The organism is Flavihumibacter fluminis (assembly GCF_021491375.1).
GTDB classification, from domain to species: Bacteria; Bacteroidota; Bacteroidia; order Chitinophagales; family Chitinophagaceae; genus Flavihumibacter; species Flavihumibacter fluminis.
In genome coordinates this window covers 1,322,739-1,344,825 of sequence record NZ_JAKEVY010000001.1, presented here as the reverse complement: position 1 = coordinate 1,344,825, position 22,087 = coordinate 1,322,739, and the positions used below count along the sequence as shown (strand labels likewise).

At 45.9% G+C, this 22,087-nt stretch carries 20 protein-coding genes; 15 read left to right on the top strand and 5 right to left on the bottom strand.

Going from position 1 to position 22,087, the window contains the following annotated elements; all coding sequences use genetic code 11:
* The first annotated feature begins 175 nt into the window (after positions 1-175).
* The 4 genes from L0U88_RS05985 to L0U88_RS05970 all read left to right on the top strand — a co-directional run bounded on the left by L0U88_RS05985 (position 176) and on the right by L0U88_RS05970 (position 2,218).
* Positions 176-412 (top strand): type II toxin-antitoxin system Y4mF family antitoxin, encoded by a 237-nt coding sequence (locus L0U88_RS05985; protein WP_234864697.1) that lies wholly within the window; start codon positions 176-178, stop codon positions 410-412.
* The gene (locus L0U88_RS05980; RefSeq protein WP_234864696.1) at positions 399-731 is read left to right on the top strand and encodes a HipA N-terminal domain-containing protein; all 333 of its coding nucleotides are present in this window, start codon (positions 399-401) and stop codon (positions 729-731) included. Before L0U88_RS05985 ends, L0U88_RS05980 begins: the two co-directional genes overlap by 14 nt.
* Positions 724-1,674 (top strand): HipA domain-containing protein, encoded by a 951-nt coding sequence (locus L0U88_RS05975; protein ID WP_234864695.1) that lies wholly within the window; start codon positions 724-726, stop codon positions 1,672-1,674. Before L0U88_RS05980 ends, L0U88_RS05975 begins: the two co-directional genes overlap by 8 nt.
* A 61-nt stretch (positions 1,675-1,735) precedes the next feature.
* Positions 1,736-2,218, top strand: coding sequence for a YciI family protein (locus L0U88_RS05970; protein WP_234864694.1), 483 nt, complete (start codon positions 1,736-1,738; stop codon positions 2,216-2,218).
* Positions 2,219-2,276: 58 nt separating this feature from the next.
* Here the strand turns inward: L0U88_RS05970 and L0U88_RS05965 are convergent, their stop codons facing one another.
* The 3 genes from L0U88_RS05965 to L0U88_RS05955 are packed head-to-tail and all read right to left on the bottom strand — an operon-like array spanning position 2,277 to position 6,664.
* Entirely contained in the window at positions 2,277-3,830 is a 1,554-nt protein-coding gene (locus tag L0U88_RS05965) for a lipase family protein (RefSeq protein WP_234864693.1), read from the bottom strand.
* Between the two features lie 10 nt (positions 3,831-3,840).
* Positions 3,841-5,400 carry an SGNH/GDSL hydrolase family protein gene (locus tag L0U88_RS05960; protein WP_234864692.1) on the bottom strand — a complete coding sequence of 520 codons (1,560 nt, stop codon included), beginning with the start codon at positions 5,398-5,400 and terminating at the stop codon, positions 3,841-3,843.
* 43 nt (positions 5,401-5,443) lie between these two features.
* Positions 5,444-6,664, bottom strand: coding sequence for a hypothetical protein (locus L0U88_RS05955; protein WP_234864691.1), 1,221 nt, complete (start codon positions 6,662-6,664; stop codon positions 5,444-5,446).
* A 149-nt stretch (positions 6,665-6,813) separates the two neighbouring features.
* Here L0U88_RS05955 and L0U88_RS05950 point away from each other — a divergent pair, with 149 nt between their 5' ends.
* The 5 genes from L0U88_RS05950 (at position 6,814) to L0U88_RS05930 (ending at position 10,667) form a co-directional block, all read left to right on the top strand.
* Positions 6,814-8,856, top strand: coding sequence for an ATP-binding protein (locus L0U88_RS05950; protein ID WP_234864690.1), 2,043 nt, complete (start codon positions 6,814-6,816; stop codon positions 8,854-8,856).
* A complete protein-coding gene (locus L0U88_RS05945; protein WP_234864689.1) occupies positions 8,853-9,488 on the top strand; it encodes a response regulator in 636 nt (211 codons plus the stop codon). The genes L0U88_RS05950 and L0U88_RS05945 overlap by 4 nt, the downstream gene beginning before the upstream one ends.
* 99 nt (positions 9,489-9,587) lie before the next feature.
* On the top strand, positions 9,588-10,109 hold the full coding sequence (locus L0U88_RS05940; RefSeq protein ID WP_234864688.1) for a hypothetical protein: 522 nt from the start codon (positions 9,588-9,590) through the stop codon (positions 10,107-10,109).
* Positions 10,110-10,125: 16 nt separating this feature from the next.
* Entirely contained in the window at positions 10,126-10,461 is a 336-nt protein-coding gene (locus tag L0U88_RS05935) for a four-helix bundle copper-binding protein (protein ID WP_234864687.1), read from the top strand.
* A 14-nt stretch (positions 10,462-10,475) separates the two neighbouring features.
* Positions 10,476-10,667 (top strand): hypothetical protein, encoded by a 192-nt coding sequence (locus tag L0U88_RS05930; protein ID WP_234864686.1) that lies wholly within the window; start codon positions 10,476-10,478, stop codon positions 10,665-10,667.
* Here L0U88_RS05930 and L0U88_RS05925 read toward each other — a convergent pair.
* A complete protein-coding gene (locus L0U88_RS05925; RefSeq protein WP_234864685.1) occupies positions 10,636-11,751 on the bottom strand; it encodes an SGNH/GDSL hydrolase family protein in 1,116 nt (371 codons plus the stop codon). The two genes, L0U88_RS05930 and L0U88_RS05925, sit on opposite strands and share 32 nt — an antisense overlap.
* A 117-nt stretch (positions 11,752-11,868) precedes the next feature.
* On the opposite strand from L0U88_RS05925, the gene L0U88_RS05920 reads away from it, so the two are divergent.
* The 6 genes from L0U88_RS05920 (at position 11,869) to L0U88_RS05895 (ending at position 21,075) form a co-directional block, all read left to right on the top strand.
* Positions 11,869-15,249, top strand: a complete 3,381-nt coding sequence (locus L0U88_RS05920) for a HEAT repeat domain-containing protein (RefSeq protein ID WP_234864684.1) — start codon at positions 11,869-11,871, stop codon at positions 15,247-15,249.
* Positions 15,250-15,257: 8 nt separating this feature from the next.
* Positions 15,258-15,836, top strand: a complete 579-nt coding sequence (locus tag L0U88_RS05915; protein ID WP_234864683.1) for a helix-turn-helix domain-containing protein — start codon at positions 15,258-15,260, stop codon at positions 15,834-15,836.
* 111 nt (positions 15,837-15,947) lie between these two features.
* Positions 15,948-17,186, top strand: a complete 1,239-nt coding sequence (gene phnA, locus L0U88_RS05910) for a phosphonoacetate hydrolase (protein ID WP_234864682.1) — start codon at positions 15,948-15,950, stop codon at positions 17,184-17,186.
* Between the two features lie 18 nt (positions 17,187-17,204).
* On the top strand, positions 17,205-18,641 hold the full coding sequence (gene phnY / locus L0U88_RS05905; protein WP_234864681.1) for a phosphonoacetaldehyde dehydrogenase: 1,437 nt from the start codon (positions 17,205-17,207) through the stop codon (positions 18,639-18,641).
* Positions 18,642-18,649: 8 nt separating this feature from the next.
* The gene (locus tag L0U88_RS05900) at positions 18,650-19,957 is read left to right on the top strand and encodes a DUF5690 family protein (protein WP_234864680.1); all 1,308 of its coding nucleotides are present in this window, start codon (positions 18,650-18,652) and stop codon (positions 19,955-19,957) included.
* Positions 19,958-19,968: 11 nt separating this feature from the next.
* Positions 19,969-21,075 carry a 2-aminoethylphosphonate--pyruvate transaminase gene (locus tag L0U88_RS05895; RefSeq protein WP_234864679.1) on the top strand — a complete coding sequence of 369 codons (1,107 nt, stop codon included), beginning with the start codon at positions 19,969-19,971 and terminating at the stop codon, positions 21,073-21,075.
* 76 nt (positions 21,076-21,151) lie between these two features.
* Here the strand turns inward: L0U88_RS05895 and L0U88_RS05890 are convergent, their stop codons facing one another.
* Positions 21,152-21,979: a hypothetical protein gene (locus L0U88_RS05890; protein WP_234864678.1), complete on the bottom strand. Its 828-nt coding sequence runs from the start codon at positions 21,977-21,979 to the stop codon at positions 21,152-21,154.
* Positions 21,980-22,087: the final 108 nt, after the last annotated feature.

Genomic DNA, 22,087 nt, shown 5'->3' with positions numbered 1-22,087 from the left:
GACAAAAATAAGCAATAATTGTCGGTTAAAATTTAATTAGCGACAAAATATCAATATTGGTGTCGCAAAAAATCCAGCTTATCTAATATTATTATATCTAAATACATATATTCAACCGTATATTCGATTAATTATATTTAATTCCATATAATTTTGTAAATTGATGTAGAGATATATGGAAAAGCATATAAAAATGTTTTCACTTCAGGCTTTTGTAAAGGCAAAAAGAAAAGAGGCCGGCCTGACGCAGCAGCAGTTTGCAGAAAAGGCCGGAGTGGCTTTAACTGTCATAAGAAAAATCGAGCAGGGCAAAAATGACCTTCAATTGGAAAAAGTGAACCAGGTATTGAAAATGTTTGGCCATGTACTTGCACCAATTAGTATAAAAACAGTTATTGATGAGAAAGGCTAAAATAGTTTACAGGGATGTGCTTGCAGGGGTTTTGACAGAAACAGATGATGGTGAGTATGTATTTCAATACGACCTGAACTATGTAGATAACCATTCGCATCAGTTTTTGACGTTTTCAATGCCAGTCAAAAAGGAGCCTTATAGGGATAAAAGATTGTTTCCTTTTTTTGAAGGACTCATTCCAGAGGGTTGGTTACTTGATATTGCAACAAAGAACTGGAAGCTGAATCCCAATGATAGAATGGGCTTATTGTTGGCTTGTTGCCAGAATTGTATTGGAGCTGTAAGTGTCATCCCAATTGAAAATGAAAATGAGTAATCGTTGTTTATATTGTTATCAACCACTGGAGGAGAGCAAGCGTGATTTTCATACACGCTGCAGCAGAGCCTTTTTTGGATCAGATGAAGCGCCGGAACTCGGCTACACGTTTGGTCAAATGGCAGAACTGGCAACAAGTATTGTACAACGAAGTGTGTCAGTTCCTGGTGTTCAACCTAAACTCTCATTGACTGTTACTAAAGAGATATTAGGAGGAGAAAATAAACCCCGACTTACTATTGTTGGAACGCTGGGAGGGAATTATATCCTGAAACCACCTCATTCCGATTATCCTGAAATGCCGGCAAATGAACACCTGACCATGAAAATGGCCGGAGCATTTGGCTTAAAGGTGGTTCCTTCCAGTTTGATTCGTTTGTCATCGGGTGAATTGGCCTATATAACAAAACGAATAGACCGGACTCCTGAAGGTGATAAAATTCATATGCTTGATATGTTTCAAATACTGGAAGCTTATGATAAGTATAAAGGATCCATGGAGAAAGTTGGAAAGGCCATCACTAATTATGCAGCTAATACACTTCTTGATATTTCGGATTTTTTCGAATTAACGGTCTTCTGTTTTTTAACCGGCAACAATGACATGCATCTAAAAAATTTTTCCATGATCGCGCAGGCGAATGGGGAATGGAGCCTGGCTCCAGCTTATGATCTGCTCAATGTAGCCATTGTTAATCCCGCCGATAAAGAAGAATTGGCACTTACCATTTCAGCAAGAAAAAGTAAATTCAATAGAACCCGGTTTATTGAATATGGTCAAAACCTTGGGCTAACAAATCGCCAGATTGAGGGTGTGTTTGCACGTCTTTTTAAGAATAAACAACTGGCGCTTGATTTGATTGATATCTCTTTTCTTTCAGATGAGTTTAAGGAAAAGTATAGGGAGTTGTTAGTGGAGCGGTACAATCGTTTGGAAGGGTAAAATGTCAATTAAAATCTACAAAAAAGTGGAAATTTATTCAGTGTAATCAATAGAATCAATAATGAAATACCTATACATCCTTTTATCTCTCCTGGCAGTTAACCTCGCCAATGCGCAAACCAAGTCTCCAAAAGACTCTACTGTTGGGAACCCTAACTACGATAAGGCCCTGGCCGAAAAATTAGGTGCCGATGACTATGGTATGAAAAGTTATTTCCTGGTTATTCTGAAAACAGGCAGCAATACCACTGCTGATAAAACCCTGGTTAGTGAAAGTTTCAGAGGACATATGGAGAACATGAATAAACTGGTGGCTGCGGGTAAGCTGATCGTAGCCGGACCTTTTGGCAAGAATGAACTAGGGTATAGGGGTATTTTCATCCTCGATAAGGTCAAGTCGGTAGAAGAGGCGAAAGAACTGTTGCAAACAGATCCTGCCATCAAAAACAACCTGCTCGGCTACGATTTGCTTCCCTGGTATGGTTCGGCGGCCTTGCCTGAGTACCTGCCATCCTCCGATAAAATTTGGAAAATCAATCCATAAGACAGGTTGCATATTTTCTTCCCGTGTCCTTTCTTCCCTTCCTCCTTTCTTCCCCCTTTCAATTCGTCGTACAGGTCTTGGCATCATCTCCATGCCAGGCAGGCAGGTTGGGCATATTAGGTCGAACACCGCTGGTTCGCTGCAATAAGTAATAAGCAGACCTGCAGTAATTATCAATGATATGCTGACAGGGATTTAGTGTGAGTGATAATACTGCTTCTCCGTCTGTCAGTTTGCTGGCACTGTTTCTTTCTGCTTTGGCGAAAAAGAACCTGCCTTGCGGTGTGATGTTGTCATAAAAACATCGTTTGCCTGCCGGCTCATAGGGGAAGAGCGCTTTATCCAGTAAATGCAAATCACTGCTGGCTACATAATCATGAATTACCTCAAATCGCTGCAACCTTGCCTGACCGTTAGAACAGAAATAATTGTTCAGGAAATTGCTGAAGGTCGCATCGCCTACGGTGCTGGTGCCACCAAAGGTATAAATGCTTTGCACAGGGATGTTGTGCTGGCGGATTAACATCGCGCCAAAGATAATTGCTTCGCCTGCGCCTTTACTATGTCCGGCTAACCATACCCGTTTGTTCCTGGCATTGTATTGATTCAGCAGGCGAACAAGCTGCGCCTCAATCTTTTCAGCAGAAGCATACCAGCCACTGTGTATTCGTCCCGGTATGTTGGGATGCCGGATCGCCGGTATCGGAAACACCTGCAGGTTGGCAAATAAGGTTTGTGCTTTCAAAGGTGGCCAGCAACTGGTGGAAGGATAACATTCCAGGTACTCATCCGTCCCACGAAACGCCAATATTATGTATTGCGGAGTGGAGATCAATACTGCTTCCGGATCCTGCATGGTATTGGTGCTGATATAATGAATACGCGGCAAAGCTGCTTCAAAACTGATCACGGCTGCACGGTATTGATCCAGGGCTATTTTATACCGGTTGAGCTCCGCCACAAAGTTTTCACGAATGCGCTGGCAATCGTGTTTGGTGCTTTGATTTCTGCGCATGATCTCTTCTCCACGCGTAGTGAAACTGCGCATTTCAACAATTCTTCCATCTGCGGTTTTTTTAAAGGTCGGCGGGTCCAATGTCGGGCTTTGGTTGACCGGCCTTACTTTGATCTGATCATTCACTGTACTGAGGGGCCGGTTATTGGCCAGGACAGGCGCCGCTAATTTAGTAGGCCTCGGTCTTTTGGTAGCATTGTAGTACAGGTCCTCCAGCATTGTCCAGTCTGCCGCGGGTATATCCCCTTTGCAATTGTTGGAGAGTTGTAACCAGCTGGTTTCATTGAACACAGGTTCCTTGGGTTCAGTAGCCGGATCATAAAACCAGTTGGCCGTTCGCTCTCTGAATTTGGTTTCAAACTCAGCTTCCGGAACAGGCACTCTTCTTCTGTCGGCCCGCAAATCTGCACCCAATCGCTCCGGATAGGTAAGCCTGCTGATCAGTGAGATCAGGTACTGGTTGGCGTTATGCTGGCCGGTGGCAGTGGGGTTAAAATGTCGGAAACAATTGTTCTCGGCGGCATTCTGTGCCCTGGAGAGATGGGGGATGAGGAGGAACAGCAACAGTGCTGTTCCGGTGGTGCTGAATCTGGTCATAGTGACAGGTTTATTGCTTGAGGGATTTGGGGGTAAGCGCAGGCTGGGGTTTCAGCAGTTGAAGTTTTTTAATCTGACTGCTGAATTGATTTTGTTCCGATACCATCTGTGTCAGTTGATTCATTCGGGCTTTAAATGCCATCTGTGCCCTTGCTTTTTGCTTGGCGGCTTCTATGGCTCTTGCTTTGGCATCCGCGATATAATCTTTTTGTACACGGTCAATAGAGGTATTTAATTGGGTGTATAAAGGATCGCGGTAGATTTCTCTAAAACCAGTTGCATTCGGATGCATGGTACCGTTTTGATCTCCTTGTGATGCTAATGATTGCCCAACTGTATTGAAATAACCTTCACAATTACAGATGCCATTTCGTAAAGCGCGACTGGAAACATCTACCAAATCCCACCCGTGTGTAGTAGCAGCTTCTCTAACTTTCTGATTTAAAACGAGGAAAATATTATCGTGCACAAATTGCCAGTCTGTATTGTCCATCTGGTTTTCCAACACTCCCCAGCAATCAAGCGGATTACCTGCTCTGATATGATCCTGCTTGCAAAGATTGGCATCGTGTCTGCCGTTACCTATAGGGTTACCAGTCATTGGGTTGGGATAGTTAAACCAGATGACACGACCTACTTCCATTTTTGATTCCAGGTATAATTTGAACAAACTGAAATTATCAGGCAGTTTGTTCAGGGCGTTGCGTGCGGTGGTCATCAGGGTTTGATCATCTCTCACATTCTGAAAGAAAGAAAGCAGTCCCGCTGTTACAACATTCGCAAAGCCAACATCATTTCCTCCTCCATCTGCCAGGAGAATATCCAATGCGTCGTATCCGTTTCTATTTAGCCAGGCATCCACCAGATCTACCTGGAGTCCTTGTTTTGTTCCAGGTTTACCAGGCTCTATGGGTTGTGCAACGGCATAAAAATCTATCAATCTTGCTCCACTGCAGGTAGTATTGATGTAATCAATTTCGATATCGGTTCTTTCTCTCTTTAATTTGCGTATGGCCAGTTCACCTCCACTATTAGCGGAGCGATGGCAGGCTTCATTCAGCCAGGCCTGCCCTTTGGCTCCTTCTCCCGATGCATAGGAATCACCCAGGTAAGCAATCGTGAGTGGGCGCGGCATAGTGAAACTTCTAACCGGACTATTCAGGGTCAATTCACTGCTTGCTCCTGCAGGCGTGTTGGTTCTTGCCCAGGCATAAAAAAGTTTGGTGCCCGGATTAAAGACCCGTTCTCTTCTGCCGGCAGCTTTGTCCTTGTGGGGAAATATCACAGTAGCATTAGCTGTGCCATTGGCTCCAGCAGTGAGCGTTGCTGGTGATTCAAAATATTTGGATGGATCTCGACGTTGCATATTAAATGCATTCACCACTGCCATGGAATCGGTGCCATATACAACCGACACTTTTGCCTGGGTGGTGCTCAGGCCATTGAGGTTGACAGTAGCAGTTGCTTTGCGCACACCAGGTGCCATTGGCATTTTGATTGCAGAGAATTGAGCCAGCAGCGCATTGCTGAACAGCAGGCTGCTAGCGATGAGAACATTCGTCTTCTTCATACAGGTTAATTTATGTTTATGGTAATGGTTGAGGGGCTATAACTTATCGCATCATACAGGCGATGGATACTACAGGAATAAAGCGCGTGAAAGTCCAGCTCTTGTCAAAGATGCAGCGCATGCCATAGTTGAGCACTACACTTCGGTTGAATCGCCAGTCGCCACCAAAGCTGATGGTATTCGGTTGTACCACATCCCATTTCACGGTATTGCCAACTACTTCAAATCCGGCGGGTGCACCAAATGCTTTTTCCAACGCTTCAAGGGGTGTCTTCAATCCTTTTTGTTCATAGAGGAATTCGGCGAAGAAATTGAAGTAAGGGCCTCCGTATCTGATATTCGCGCCCATGGTAAAGAGCATGTTTTCTGCCACGGCAAGGGTAGTCTGTTCTTCACCGGTTTGAGTATTGCGCAACTGGAACTCCAGTTCTTCTTCGTACCAGCTTGTTCTGAACAGGCCGGATAAGAGGAACTTTTTTCCAAGTCCTAAACTGCCATTGATCCAGCCGGCATATGCAGTGTTGCGATTGAGTCGGAGTGATTTCAGCGATCCTTCAGGATCGGTCTGGTAAGAATAGACCCGACCAAAGGCGATATCCAGGGAGCTGGCATTCCAGTGTTCGGCAGTGAAGATTTTAGCACGTTCGGTGATCTCATTGTTGCGCCTGGAGTTGATGGATAATAATTGTTCTTCTGTGGAACGGATCTGCTCCCGTAGTCCCGGTTTTTCCAGGATGTTGGTGGTGCTATCGAGTTGCTGCTCGAGTTGTTTGAGCGTGGCCTGCAGGTCTTCTTTTTCCTGCTTATAACGGTCACTGATATCCGCATAGAGATCTTTTGCCATCAGGGGATCATGCTGCCGGAAGAGGTTGGCTTTCAGGGCAAAGCCAATCCGGCGGTCTTCATTTTCATCCTGAATCGATCCGATGGAAAGATCCAGGGAAGCCAGCTTGCGCATAAAGTTGGAGGCCGCCTGGTACTTGGTAAGGTCTTTCCGGTGGTAGAAGAGTTCCCAGATCGGCTGCGATTGCAGGGCAAGATTGGGATTGAGTCGCCATGATTTAAAAGACCAATCCACCTTGAAGTCTTTGATATCAGCTGTGCGGTTCACCTGGGAGGGGGTAACACCCATGATATCAAAAATGGGGGAGGCGGGGATGGCAAACTCCTTGGGGGAAACCCTTTTATTGGCGGGTTCTTCCTGCGCCAGGGAGGCGAAACAGCTTGCCATAACGGCTATCAATAAGCTAATTCTAAGCGACATACAATAAATTTTCTGCTGTAAAGTTTGTATTTCGGTCAGCCCGATTCAATACCGGAACCGGGTGGATTTTGGCCAAAAAAAATACCTGAATGGAGGTAGAAAGGAATCCGCAGAACAGTTATAACTTATCGCACAATTAAGAAAACAATATGGCTGGAATCAGATCCCGGTTACTGGTGGCAGGGGTACTTCTTTTGATGTTAGGAGGTGGCACTGCAATGGCACAAAAGCTAAACGAAGACAGTTTAAAGGCAGTAATTCAGTCGGCCAACTCAGACACTGCCCGGGTGGATGCCATGCAAACATTAGCCAATTATGAACTGAAGAATCAGCAGGATAGTGTAGGGCTTGAACGACTCAACGCTGCCATACAGCTGGCGGAAAAAGTCAAGTATGCCGCGGGCGTATTACAGGGGCAGTTGCTGCTTGGCAATTATCAACGCAGTAAATCCAACTGGGCGGAAAGTATAGAACGCTTTAATGGAGTGATTGCCGGTGCAGAAAAACTTTCAAATGATAGTTTGAAGAACCGATTCCAGATGATGGCTTTTAACAACCTGGGAGGCATTTATAATATCAATGGTGATTTCAGCAGCTCACTGGAAAACAGGTTGAGGGCCATGGAAATAGTGGAGAAAATTGTTCCGGTCAATTATAATAACCGGGCGCTCATTTACCTGAATATCGCGAGTGATTACCGGCAATTGCAGATTCCTGTTAAAGCGATTGATTACCTCAATAAGACCAGGATCTATTTTGATTCCATCAGCAACCGGCTGAAGATGGAATACTATTATGAGTATCACCTGAATTATCTCGCGGCGGATAGCCTGGCGCGTGCCAAACAGATGCTGGATCAGATGGGAGCGGGGGTTAAGAATTACGACTGGAGTGCATTTCAGCAAAAAGATTATTCAATGATGCATGCCAAACTCAGTGCCGATTATTATGCGGATGTGGAGAAACTATACCCGGCTGCTTTGGGATATGCACAGGATGCGATTAACCTGGCGAAGGAATTAAAGTTGAAAAATGAACTGGCAGATGGCTATTACCGGGCGGGACGAATTGCTTATTTACAGGAGGATATACCCGCTGCCATTCGTCAGTTGCATGTTTCGTATGACTCTGCGGCTGCGTCTAATCTGAAAAACATCATGCGGAAATCAGCCAGCTTACTGGCAGAAGCTTATGCGAAAAAAGGCGACTATGCAAAAGCGTATCAATTTGAACGGGAGGCGCGTCAGATCAGTGGGTTGATTTATGACCAGGAGAAAACCAGGGAGATCAATTTCCTGGAATCAAAATACCAACACCAGAAAAAGGAAACCGAGATTGCATTCCTGCAGTTGGATAATTTGTCTAAGCAGTTTTCACTGGCGAAGCGGAACAAACAATTGTGGATAGGAGGGTTGGTAGGTGCGGCACTGGTGTTTATTCTTGGCTTGTTGTATTTCGTCAACCGGCAGAAAAGAATCATTGCGGAAAAGGATCGGGCGCTGCAATTCGAGCAAATCAATATGCTGGAAAGACAGCAGCAGGTGGTATCCCTGCAGTCCATGGTAAATGGCCAAGAAATGGAGCGGTCGCGCATTGCCAAAGATCTGCACGATGGATTGGGAGGCTTGTTCTCCACGGTGAAAATGCATTTCAGTGCCTTGCAGCATGAGAACGAAATGCTCAGGGAAAATCAACTGTTTTCCAAAAGTTATGAACTGGTAGATACTGCGGCACAGGAAGTGCGGCGGATCGCGCACAACATGATGCCCGATGTGCTGATCAAACTGGGTTTGTTGCAGGCGGTGCAGGAGTTTTGCAATAGTATATCGGCATCGCGGCAATTACAGGTGACTATGCTTGATTATGGTATGGAGCAACGACTGAATGCATCAACAGAAGTGATGTTGTACCGGATCATCCAGGAATTGCTGAACAATATCATCAAACATGCACGCGCAACCGAAGCCATTATACAGTTTAATAAACTGGGAGATCGGTTGACCGTCACCGTGGAAGATAATGGGGCCGGGTTTGATCTGGAGCCATCGGATGGGGGCGTGCATGCAGGCTTGTCATCTGTGAAGAGCCGGGTGAATTATCTGAACGGACAATTGTCCATTGATTCTGAAAAAGGTATTGGAACCACTATCCTGATGGAGTTTTTATTGAATGAAAAAGAAGCAGTCGCATGATACGAATACTGATTGTGGATGATCATCCATTGGTTGGGGAAGGCGTTTCGACGATGATAGGAAGCTCCGGTTATTTGTCGGTGATCGGGATTTGCAAAACCGGTGCTGCTGCACTGGAGCAGATTCGTGAGCAGGAACCCGATGTGGTTTTGCTGGATATCAACCTGCCTGATACGGATGGCATGCAATTGTGCAGTGCGATTCGTGGGTTCAATAAAACAACCCGCATTATTGGGTTAACCTCCACCAATGAGGCGGGGATTATCAGCAGCTTCCTGGCCAATGGAGGAAATGGGTACCTGCTGAAAAATATGGAAAGAGAGGAGCTGGTAAAAGCTATTGATGAAGTAATGAACGGCGCCATTTACCTCAGTAAGGCCGCCAACCAGAAAATTTTGGAACAGTTTAACTCGGTACAGCACGCGATCAGTGCCAAGCCCATTCTTACGAGGAGGGAAAAAGAGATACTGACACTGTTGTATGAGGGACTAACCGGTCCGCAGATTGCAGATAAACTGTTTTTGAGTCCGTTTACGGTGGAAACACATCGCAAAAATCTGATGCAGAAGCTGAATGTAAAAACTACCCAGCAGTTACTCAAACTGGCTATGGAACTCAGGCTCTTAGGGTAGAAAATGCCACATTAAACTGAGGTTAAAATGCCCCGTTTCTCCTGAGCTGGCCTACTTTCCCTTTAACATTTACTGGCACAATCTTTTGGGATATAGGGTATGAGAAACAGCGCTATCTTATCCAATGAAGCCCGACTTGCCTTGCCAGGTTCTTTTACTCTAGGTGATATTCAATTCATTTCCGGCGAACGCCGTGATTATCGAAGTATCAATTTTGTGCCGATGGATCGTATCCTGGCCAGACAGGCACTGGGCATACCAGCCAATGATTTCATTCTGATGATCCAGGATGATTTTTCAAAACCCGAAGCTACCATCCAGTTATTGCCTGAAATTCTAAAGTGCCTTCCACCAACAGGAAAGGGGCAATTGTATTTCATGGGTGGTACAATGGATTTGCCTGATTCGTCCTTCTGTAAAGGACTGGCTGAGCTGGATCTGCATATGGAAAATTCGCGTTGTAGCTGGAAATGGTTGTTTACCGGACAGAAACCAGAGCGACTAATGAAATACTATTATTCAGCAGCGAATCTGGTAGTTCTGTCCATTCATTCCAATACACAGAAGTTGAAGGAGTTGCTTCAGTCGATGCTTGCGCCAATGACATTAACGGTTTCTTAATTTAAAAACAAATAACATGGATAATCTTCACGTAAAATACAAAGCCTGTGTGGATGCCTGCTTAAGGGCCTATGCAGCTTCCAGCTACTGCGCAGCCAGTTGTTTGAAGGAAGAACACCTGCATCATATGCGGAATTGCATTCAGCTGAATATGGAATGTTCCAGTATTACTAAAGCGATGGCTGATTTGCTTTCGATGCAAAGTCCGTTTGTATTTTCACTGTTACCCTTATGCGCGGAAATATGTGAGTCCTGCGCGATGGAATGTGAGCAACACGATCATGATCATTGCAGGGAATGTGCTACGCTGTGCAGGCATTGCGCGGAAGAATGTCGCATCTTACTTTCCTGATAAAACATTCAATTATGGAAAAGTCTACCAACTCCTCCACATTGGACAAAAAGAAAAAAGTAGCAAGAGCTACCAAACCCCGCTCTACTTCAAAAAAGCCTCCCTATAAGGAGAGCCAGAATGAGGAGAAGGGGACATATGAAAAGTCGAAGGATGGATACCCGGAGAAAAATCCTAGTTCAGCGACGAAAAAATCCGGCCAATGAGTTGCTCATAGGCCTCCGCATATTTCATCATACCGATATCATTGGGGTGGGTGCCATCAACTGTGCTTTCCTGATCAAAATTGATGGTTGGAGCGGTTAGCAGATAAAGTTGTTGGTGCCCCTCCTTTTGTAATTGCTGATAGATGGATGCGATGGTTTCACTGGCCTGCTGGTAGGCAGCTCGTTGTTCGCTATCCAGGTTGGTGCCAGGCAATCCGCAGCAATGTTCTACTAACAGTATGGGCAGTTTGGGGTTGCCCGCCCGGAGTTTTTCCACCGCATACCGGTAACGTTTCAATAGTTCTTCTTTTGGATAGGTAGCCAGGTTGCTGAGATTCGGCATACAATCCAACACTACCAGTTTCGCAGGTTTTTCTGCAATCAGATCAATCAATTCTTTCTCCATTCTGCCATTGCCGGAAAATCCAAGGTTCACAAGGGGTTCCTTTAGTTTTCTTCCCAAAATATTGGTCCATGCAAGTCCGGCTCTGCTGGCGCAGGCACCCTGCAAAATGGAAGTTCCATATAATACAATCGGCGCTTCATTGGTTGCGGTTATCCATTGCAGTGAATTTCTTTCAGGCACTCCCAGTTCCATCCATCTAACCGTATTGTATAGAGGTAAATAAAGTCTGAATTCTTTTAGTTGAATGGAGGAATCAACCGGACTGAAATTATATCGAATGGTATCACCAAAGGAATACTTTCCGCGTATCCAATGCCAGTTGCCTTTCTGGTCCAATGCATAGAGGTCTACACCACTAACTCCGGTAGCCGGCATGTGCGGAAGCTGTAAGCCGCCTGCTACCTGGTATCGTACTGTGATGTTGTTGGAACTGGTAGTAAACCGGATATAGGTGCCAGCTGAATTCCTGGCCAGGTTCATCACTTCTTTTCTCACCACCGGAATGGCATGGGCGGGTAATCTGTCATATGGCTGATCGAGCCCCGATTGCCACAACCTGCCTTCAATAACCGGGACGCCCGCATTCAATGGGTTGTACCAATTTGTGCGCTGATCGCCCTGGGCAAAACAAATAGTGACTACAATTACTAATACGATTGAGAGTAGGAACTGCTTCATAAGGATGAAAATAGCCAATCTTTTAGCGATTTTTATCCATTTCTTAACTGGCTTTGCTGCTGACAGTAAAAAGCGTAATTTTTACATCTATTCCTAACATCCAACAATGCGCTGTCTATGAAATATGGTTGCCTTGCCGCCGGTTTGCTCTTTTTTGTGTATGCCTGTAAGGAAAAAACGGATCAGCTTCCGGTAAAAGAGTTTGAACCTTCCTATACCAACCGATTTGCTGATTCTGTAGCTAAACTGATCAATCCGCCGGTGGACAGTGGCAGTACCCTGACTATGAAGCTCTGGGGTATAGATTCACTGGTGATTTCACCTGTAGCAATTGATGTGGATGACCTGGGTAGAGTGTATTACAATAAAACCAACCGGCAGGTAAATTCGGAATTTGATATTCGCGCGCATCGCGATTGGGAAATCGCTTCCATCTCCTTACAAACGGTGGAGGATAGACGAAAATTCCTGCATACGGAACTGGCTCCGGAGAATAGTGCGCGGAATGGCTGGCTGACAGATGTAAATGGAGATAGTTCCCGCGACTGGCGAGATCTTACTGTAGAGACAGAAGTGGTCTATCGCCTGGAGGATGCAGATGGTGATGGAGTGGCGGATGTTTCCAGGATGGTGGTGAATGATTTTCATGATGAGGTAACCGATGTGGCAGGTGGTGTGCTGGCAGATGGCAATGATCTGTATGTGGCCGTAGCTCCCGATTTGTGGAGAATGAAAGATAAAAATGGCGATGGTATTCCGGATGAAAAGACTTCCATTTCAACCGGCTATGGGATTCATATTGGATTCAGCGGGCATGGTATGTCGGGAGTGGAAATGGGCCCCGATGGCAAGATCTACTGGCAGATTGGGGATATTGGATTTAATGGAAAGGGACCTGATGGTACCAAATATGAGCATCCAAACAGTGGCGTGATAGCACGCTCCAATCCGGATGGATCTGATTTTGAAATCTTCGCACACGGATTGCGTAATACACATGAATTTGCTTTTGATCAGTATGGGAATCTGATCAGTGAAGACAATGATGGCGATCATGCCGGTGAGCGTGAGCGCCTGGTGTATATCGTGAATGGTTCAGATGCAGGCTGGCGATCCAACTGGCAGTATGGTAAATACAATGATCCGGATAACAACACCTATAAAGTTTGGATGGAGGAGAAAATGTACCTGCCGCGTTGGGAGGGACAGGCTGCCTATATCACACCTTGTATTACGAATTATGTTAGCGGTCCGGCTGGTTTTGTGTACAATCCTGGTACGGCTCTGAGTCCGGAGTATAAAAATCATTTTTTTGTTGCGGAGTTTGTGGGCAGTGCGGCTGGTTCGGGGGTACATGGATTTACGCTGAAACCAAAAGGTGCGAGCTTTGAATTGGGCAGCACTAAAAAAGTAGTGGGAGGGGTTTTGCCAACGGGACTTGATTTTGGTCCGGATGGTGCTTTGTATATCGCCGACTGGATTGATGGTTGGGGTACCGGCTTGTTTGGCCGGATCTGGAAACTGGATGATGAGAAGCTGGCGGCAACAGAAATAAGAAAGCAGGTAAAAGCCTTGCTGGCGGCAGATTTCAGTAAAGAGGGTGAGCAAAAACTGAGTGAATTGCTGAGTCATGAAGATATGCGGGTACGCATGAAGGCACAGTTTGAGCTGGCGAAAAGAGGCGAGGGCTCGATGAAAATTTTTGAAGCAGCACTGAAGCAAACCGGAAACCAACTGGCACGTATACACGCAATTTGGGGCATCTGTCAGTTGGCCAGGAAAAAAGATAGTCATGCGCAGGTATTACTGCCTTATTTAAAAGATACAGATCCCGAAATCCGCAGCCAGACAGCAAAATGGCTGGGAGATATCAAATACAAAGCAGCAGGAGCTGCATTGCTTCCCCTGTTGAAAGATGAGCAGGCAAGAGTACGTTTCTTTGCAGCCGAAGCATTGGGGAGAATAGCACATGCACCTGCCGTGCAGCCAATCATTGACATGCTGCGTGCAAACAATGACGAAGATGCTTATCTAAGACATGCAGGTAGTCTGGCCCTGGCAAGAATCGGAGATGCAAAGCCTGTTTTGGCCTTGGCGAATGATAGTTCCACTGCCTTGCGCATTGCAGCAGTAGTAGCCTTGCGCCGGATGGCGAACCCGGGTATCGCGGTCTTCTTAAAAGACAACAATGAATTTATAGTAACAGAAACTGCCCGTGCGATCAATGATGATTTGTCAATTCCCGAAGCTTTGCCGGCATTGGGAGATTTGTTGGTGACAACCAGGTTCAAAAATGAAGCGCTGATCCGCAGAGCAATCAATGCCAACCTGAGAGTTGGAACAGAGAAAGCGATGCAAAACCTGTTGGCTTATGCAGCCATGGAGGCACAGCCTGCACCAATGCGGGTGGAAGCCATCACGGCCCTGAGTACCTGGGTGAAGCCCTCGGTGTTGGACAGGGTAGATGGCCGGTTAAGAGGAGAAGTGAAACGTGATCCGGCTCCTGTTCAGCAGCAGGCCGGGCAGCCATTGATAACGTTGATGACTAACCGGGATGCGGCTGTGCGATTAGCAGCCACACAGGCGGTGAGCAAGTTGCAGATTCGTCCGGCTACCCAGGTGTTGGGTTCCGTGCTCAAAAAAGATACCGATTCCAAAGTGCGGAGGGCTGCCCTCTTATCATTGGCTGATCTGAAATATGAAAACATGGGCGATGCTATTAAGCAGGCGCTGTCTGATAAAGAAAAAGAAGTACGGGTGGCGGGTATTGATCTCTTGGGTAAAGCAACCTTGCCAGCTAATCTGATGGCAAGCCTCTTGTCGGATGTGATCAATACCAGATCCACAGAAGAAAAGCAGGCAGCATTACTGACATTGGGGAAAGTACCGGTGGCCCAATCACAGCCGGTATTTGAGCAACAGCTCAGCAAACTGGAAGCAGGAAGTTTATCACCGGATATACGGATTGAATTAGAGGAAGCCATTGACAGTACAGGATCCGCGGCCTTAAAGGATCGGTTAAAAGGTATCACTGCGAAACTGGATCAGGGCAATGCGCTGGCAGCCTATTCAGCAGCCATGTATGGCGGACGGGCGGAACGTGGCAGAAGAATCTTTTATAGCAACCAGGCGGCACAGTGTATAAGATGTCATGCAATTGATGATTATGGCGGGAATGCAGGTCCGAGGTTGAATGATATCTCCAAACGAATTACGAGGGTACAGATACTGGAAGCCCTGGTGAACCCGAGTGCCCGATTGTCGCCAGGTTATGGCATGGTCACCCTGAAATTGAAAGGAGGAGAAACGATATCTGGCATTTTACAGGAGGAGAAAGCAACCAGCCTGCTGGTGAAATCAGGAGATGCGGCGCCGGTCAACTATGAGAAGGCACAAATCGAAAAGCGGATTGATGCCACATCCAGTATGCCGGCAATGGGTGATGTTCTTTCCAAAAAAGAAATCCGTGACCTGGTAAGTTTCCTTTCAGAGTTGTAATTTGAACGATGCAAGAAGACCTGCTCATTCAGATTGGCAACAAGATCAAGGAAGTTCGTAAGGCAAAAGGAATTACGGTACAGGCCCTGGCGGATCGCGCGGAGGTAAGCAAGGGATTAATCTCCCAGATTGAGAACAACCGGGCGATCCCTTCCCTGCCTGTTCTGATGAAAGTGATCTTATCACTCCAGATTAATCTACCTGATTTTTTTGAAGAGTTGCGATCCGTCTCAGGTGAGGCGCCGGTATTGATTGTGAAAAAATCCGACTACCGGACGATTCAAAAAGAAGCTGACAAAGGATTTGAATACAAACGCATACTAACCAGAACCATTGCCGGGGGAAGCACCGATATTGTATTGCTGGAATTGAAAAAAGGGGCCTCCCGGAAACGCCTGGTTCATACGGAAGCCTTTGAATATAAATACATCATTCGGGGCAGTCTGAAATATGAAATTGATGGCAAAGACTACCTGCTGGCAGAGGGTGATTCTATCTTCTTTGATGGGCGCCTGGGGCATCGGCTTTCCAACCCCGGTACCAGCGATACCCTGATGCTGGTGATTTATTTCTTCATAAGCCGCTAATCCTTCCTTAATAATTAGCTAACAGAAAAAACTTGTGTATTCCGGAGCTTTTTGTTTATTTGCTGTATATTTATACTAAACAAAAAGTTTTATATCACTAAACAACCCAACATGAATACCAAGTCCTTTGAGGTAAATGGACGGCACTACGATCCACCTGCCAAACCTATAGTGGTGATTTGTATGGATGGATCTGCTGATGAATACCTGGATATCACCATGGCACATGGCAGGCTGCCGAATATCCAGAAAATGAGCGTGTCCGGATACCGGGGCATGGTAAGAGGCGCATTGCCCTCTTTCACCAACGTGAATAATTCTTCCATTGTAACGGGGGTGAGTCCCAAAGTGCATGGAATCTGTGGGAACTATCTCTATGATACCCAGCTGAAGCAGGAAGTGATGATGAATTCCGCTTCCTATTTGAGAAGTGGCACCATACTGGCGGCCGCGGCAGATGCGGGCAGAAAAGTAGCGGTGGTTACAGCCAAAGAAAAACTGCGGGATATACTTTCTTATAAGATGAAGGGCATAGCGATCTCTGCAGAGAAAGCCAATCTTGCACAACTGGAAACCCATGGAATTGAAAATGTGGAAGCGATCGTAGGAACAGCTACGCCTGCCATTTACAGTGCAGATGCGAGCTTGTTTGTGCTGAAAGCAGGTGTGGCCTTTATCAAGGCGGGATTAGCAGATTTTCTGTATCTCTCTCTTACCGATTACATGCAGCATACCTATGCACCGGAAGCGCCGGAATCACTGGCCTTCTATGAAGCGCAGGATAAACTCATTGGTGAACTCATGGAGCTGGGTGCAGTGGTAGGTGCAACCGCGGATCATGGTATGAATGCCAAGGTAAAAGCAGATGGAAGTCCGCAGGTATTATTTGTAGAAGAGATGCTGGAGCAGCAATTTGGCGACCTGGGATTCAGAGTGATTTGTCCGATTACCGATCCTTATGTGAAACACCACGGAGCATTGGGTTCCTATGTGGTGGTGCACCTGGATGCAACAGAGAAAGTAGAAGAAGTGAAAAACTGGCTGATGCAACAGCAAGGCATAACCGAAGTGTATGATCGGACCATGGCAGTGCATGTGCTGGAGCAACCCGAAGACCGGATTGGTGATTTGGTGGTATTGTCTGCGCGTGATGTGGTTCTCGGTCGCCGGGCTTCTTATCATGATCTGGCAGCCCTCGATGGAACCTTGCGTTCCCATGGTGGTCGATATGAGGAAATGGTACCCATGGTGCTTTCTCATCCATTGAAGCCAGCCTATCGGATCAAGGCCGGCGGCGATCCCCGCAACTTTGACATATTTGATTTTACCATCAACGGTACCATTGTTTAATCTTATCAAATACTCAATATGAGTGCTAATACAACCCAGTTGAAAGACTGGTATGGGTATGTGGCAGGAGAAAAAATTCTGTCAGATACCTTTCACGAAGTAAAATCTCCTTACGATAACCGGGTGGTTGGAAGAGTGGCGCTGGCAGGTAAAAAGGATGGCGAAAGAGCTATTGAAAAGGCCCTTGCCGGAGGAAAAAAACTGAGTCGTTTTGATCGCTATTCCATTATAGATCGCACCCGCATATTGCTGATGGAGCGAAAGGAAGAGTTTGCACAATTGATTAGTGCTGAAGCTGGTTTGTGCATCCGGGATGCAAGGTATGAGACAGGTCGCGCGCACGATGTATTGCTCTTTGCGGCGATGGAAGCACTCAAAGACGACGGACAGATTTTCAGCTGTGATATATCTCCCAATGGCAAAGCGCGAAAGATCTTTACCTTGCGGGAGCCCCTGACCGTGGCACTTTGTATCACTCCCTTTAATCATCCATTGAACCAGGTGGTGCACAAAATTATTCCGGCTATTGCAGTAGGTACACCGGTGATTTTAAAACCATCAGAAAAAACACCACTCACTGCTATCAAGCTGGTGGAGTTGTTGTACGAAGCAGGATTGCCTCCACATATGTTGAGTGTGCTGTTAGGTCCCACTAAGGAGATCGCAGAACCCCTGACGCAGGATCCGAGAATTGAGCTGGTATCCTTTACAGGAAGTGTGGCAGTAGGTAAACACATTGCTTCCACAGCCGGCTATAAAAAAGTAATTCTTGAATTGGGTGGCAATGATCCATTGATCGTGCTGGAAGATGCAGATATGAAGCTGGCAGTGACACTGGCGGCTGAAGGTTCTTTCAAAAACAGCGGACAACGTTGTACGGCAGTGAAGCGCATCCTGGTGCAGGAATCTATCTATGATCAGTTTGTAGAAGCGCTGGTGAAAAAGGCTGCAGAATATGTATCCGGTGATCCTGCTGATGAAAATACGATTGTAGGTACTGTTATTGATGAAGCTTCCGCCATTTACCTGGAAACCGTTGCGAAGGAAGCAGTTGCAATGGGTGCTAAAATTGTTTTTGGTGGCAAACGGTCCGGTGCCTTGCTGGAGCCAACCGTCATCGCGGATGTGCCTCCAACTGCTCGCATGGTAGTGCAGGAATCTTTTGGTCCGCTGGCTCCTGTGATCAAATTCAAAACCATTGAAGAAGCGATTGAAATCAGTAATTCAACAGCCTTTGGTTTGTCTTCAGGTGTAGTTACCAATAATATGCAACACGCGATCCGCCTGGTGAAGGAATTGCGCATGGGTACGGTGAATATCAATGAGGTGCCTGGTTATCGTATTGAGTCATCTCCCTTTGGTGGTGTTAAAGATTCCGGTCTTGGTATTAAAGAAGGCGTGATTGAAGCAATGAAATGTTTCAGTTACGTGAAAACCTATTCCTTACCCTGGTAATATTCTAGATGCAGGCACTCACACGTAAATTGGAAAGTTCCAAACTCTTATTCATAACCTGGTCGATGGTGGCGGCTTTTGGTGCGTATTTCTGTGTGTATGCCTTTCGCAAACCCTTTAATGCAGGCACTTATGCCGGACTGGAATGGATGGGCATGAATTATAAAGCGGTGCTGATCATTGCGCAGGTATTGGGTTATATGCTGAGTAAGTTTATCGGGATAAAAGTGATTTCAGAGCTTACTGCTTCGAAGCGGATAGTCCTGATCGTTAGCCTGATCCTGATTGCAGAGATCAGCCTGGTAATATTCGGACTGGTACCACCTCCTTATAATTTCATCTCTTTATTTTTTAATGGATTGCCCCTGGGCATGGTATGGGGTATCGTATTCAGTTACCTGGAAGGAAGGCGGTTTACCGAAACGCTGGGCATGGGATTGAGCATTAGCCTGATTGTATCCTCCGGTATCCTGAAAACGATTTACCTGTTTATTGCCAAAGTTTTTCCGGGGATTTCTGAATTCTGGATGCCGGCATTTATTGGCGCCTTGTTCTTACCTCTGTTTCTGTTTTTCGTATGGATGTTATCGCGCATTCCGCCACCCTCTGATACCGACAAATTGTTGCGGGTAGAGCGCCTCCCCATGACACAGGAGGACAAAAGAAAAGTAGTGCGCGAATTGGGTTGGGGCATTGGTTCGATGGTATTATTGTATTCCTTGCTGGCAACCCTGCGTGATTTTCGCGATAATTTTTCCGTGGAGATCTGGGAGGAAATTCAGCCCAGCAGGGATATCACGGTGTTCAGTCAGACTGAATTGGTAACCGGTGCGGTGGTTATTTTGGTGGTAGGTTCACTGTCCTTCTTCCGGAGTAATATCAAAGGTTTCTGGTTTACCTTACAGTTAATGGGATTTGGGATCCTGCTAAGCGGACTCTCCTCCCTCTTGTTTCAGTACAAACTGATTGAACCTTATTGGTGGATGCTCTTGTTGGGGATGGGACTTTTTCTGGCTTATATCCCCATACAGGTGGCAGTGTTTGAACGGATCATCGCCTTATTCAAACTGAAAGCCAATGCCGGATTTTTCATTTATATCTGTGATTCCATCGGTTACCTGGGAAGTGTGGGATTACTCTTATACAAACAATTCTTCATGCGCGATCTGCAATGGAGTAAGGTGTTGCTGAACTTCAGTTATTTCACTACGCTCTTTTGTATCGCGCTCTTATTGCTGCTCTCCTTTTTCTTCAATCGCAAACTGGGCATGAAGTCGCCGGTTGCAAAAAAATTACAGGACTTTTCAATTTATTAAACTGAATAAAAATGGCTGATAAATTATTATTTACACCCGGACCGCTATCAACTTCTCCAACTGTGAAAGAAGCCATGTTGCATGATCTGGGATCAAGAGATGATGCATTCATTGCAGTGGTAAAAGAAATCCGGTCAGAATTATTGCGCCTGGGCGGTGTATCGCAGCAGGAAGGATATGAAACCGTATTGATGCAGGGATCCGGAACATTTGGTGTAGAGTCGGTGATCAGCTCCGTAGTTGGTAAAAATGATCAATTACTGGTTTTGGTAAATGGCGCTTATGGTGAACGCATTGTGAAAATGGCCAAAGTGCATGGTATTACGCATATCGTAAAAACCTTTCCCGAAAATGAGATTGTAACTCCGAATGCGGTGCAGGAGGTATTGTCGCAGCATCCAGGTGTTACGCATGTTGCCTGTATTCACAGTGAAACCACCACCGGGCTATTTAATCCGATTACTGAAATTGGTGCGATCTGTAAGCAGGCCGGTAAGGTGTTTATTGTGGATGCCATGAGCAGTTTTGGTGGTGTGCAGATGGATATCAAAGCCATGCAGATTGATTTCCTGGTTTCTTCTTCTAATAAATGCATTGAAGGGGTGCCGGGATTCTCTTTTGTACTGTGTAAAAAATCAGAACTGCTGAAAGCGCAGGGCCAGGCCAGGAGTCTGAGTCTGGATCTGTATGATCAATGGAATGGGTTGGAGAAAAATGGACAGTTTCGGTTTACGCCTCCCACCCATAGTTTGCTGGCTTTCCGCCAGGCAATCCGGGAACTGGATATAGAAGGTGGAATTGTTGCACGCGAAGCCAGGTACAAGAAAAACAAAGCCATGCTGGATGCCGGCATGCAGGCGATGGGTTTCAAATATTACCTGGAGCACGATATACAGGGACATATTATCAGTTCCTTCCTGTACCCGCAGGACCCGAACTTTGATTTCATGAAGTTTTACCAGGCATTGAGTGACCGGGGACTGGTTATTTATCCGGGTAAGCTAAGTCTGATGGATGCTTTCCGGATTGGCAATATCGGTTATATATTCCCCAAGGATATTGAAGCCTTGCTCAGCGCAATCAAGGAAGTACTAACGGAAATGAATGTACGCTTATAACAAAAAGGCTGCCGAATTAAGGGCAGCCTTTTTTGTGGGATACGGTTGGTCGGTCAGAACCTAAACTGAAAAACAACTATGGAGCAGTAGTCAGCTGTACAGCAGCTGCTGTTGCTGGCGGATTTATATCAAAGGGTTCAGAGGAGGAACGGGGAACTGGCGCGTTGCTGAATAATTTCAGGGGTAACCCTTTCACGGATTCGACACTCAGGATTTTTACTTTTACAACAGGTAAGGAACCACTGGATCCATCGGTGCGCTTGGTTACCTGTTCTACTTTGAGTGCTACCATGCCCAGGTTGGCACCTTGCAGGTTTCCATTGAGCGGACCGTAATTAATACTGATATCACTGTCATACACAACCGCTAATACGGTTTGTCCGATTAACATTTTTAAGCCAGTTGCTCGCAGGGGAGTAACATTCGGGATTTTGTCCAACAATACCTCGCGGTCATCATTGCCGCCACCGAGTCCTGGTCCGGCCTTAAGGAAATTTTGTGATCCGTTGCTGGTGGGTCCGGCTGCTTTCCAGCTATTGGGAATAGTTTTCAGTGCATGCCAGCCTTCATCTCCAACTTCTCCGGTGTAGAGATTGATGGATTTGCCCACATTGCTTTGGAAATAACGCAGGGTGCTTCTTTGTCCGACTGTTGCGATCTGGTCGTTTACATCTCTTTCGGAGAAATTATTGGGTGGGTTGCCGTTGTCGATGCTTTCCTCATCAATCACTAAAAGAATAGCAGAGGACCCATTACCTGTGGAGGAATTATTGCCTCTTTCTCCGGAACCGTTTAACACTTCATCGAGCGGAGCCCATTCTTCTTTCTGACAACTGCTGAAAAGGAAAGTTCCTGCGAATGCGATGGCTATCAGGGAGATTGGTTTTTTACAAAGTAGTCTCATATCGGTAAATTTTTAAGTAATACAATTGGTATACTTACTATTTGCCGATGGAGAATAAAATGTAACCGCAGTTTAATAAATGGGTATATTAGGATTAATATTACTGCC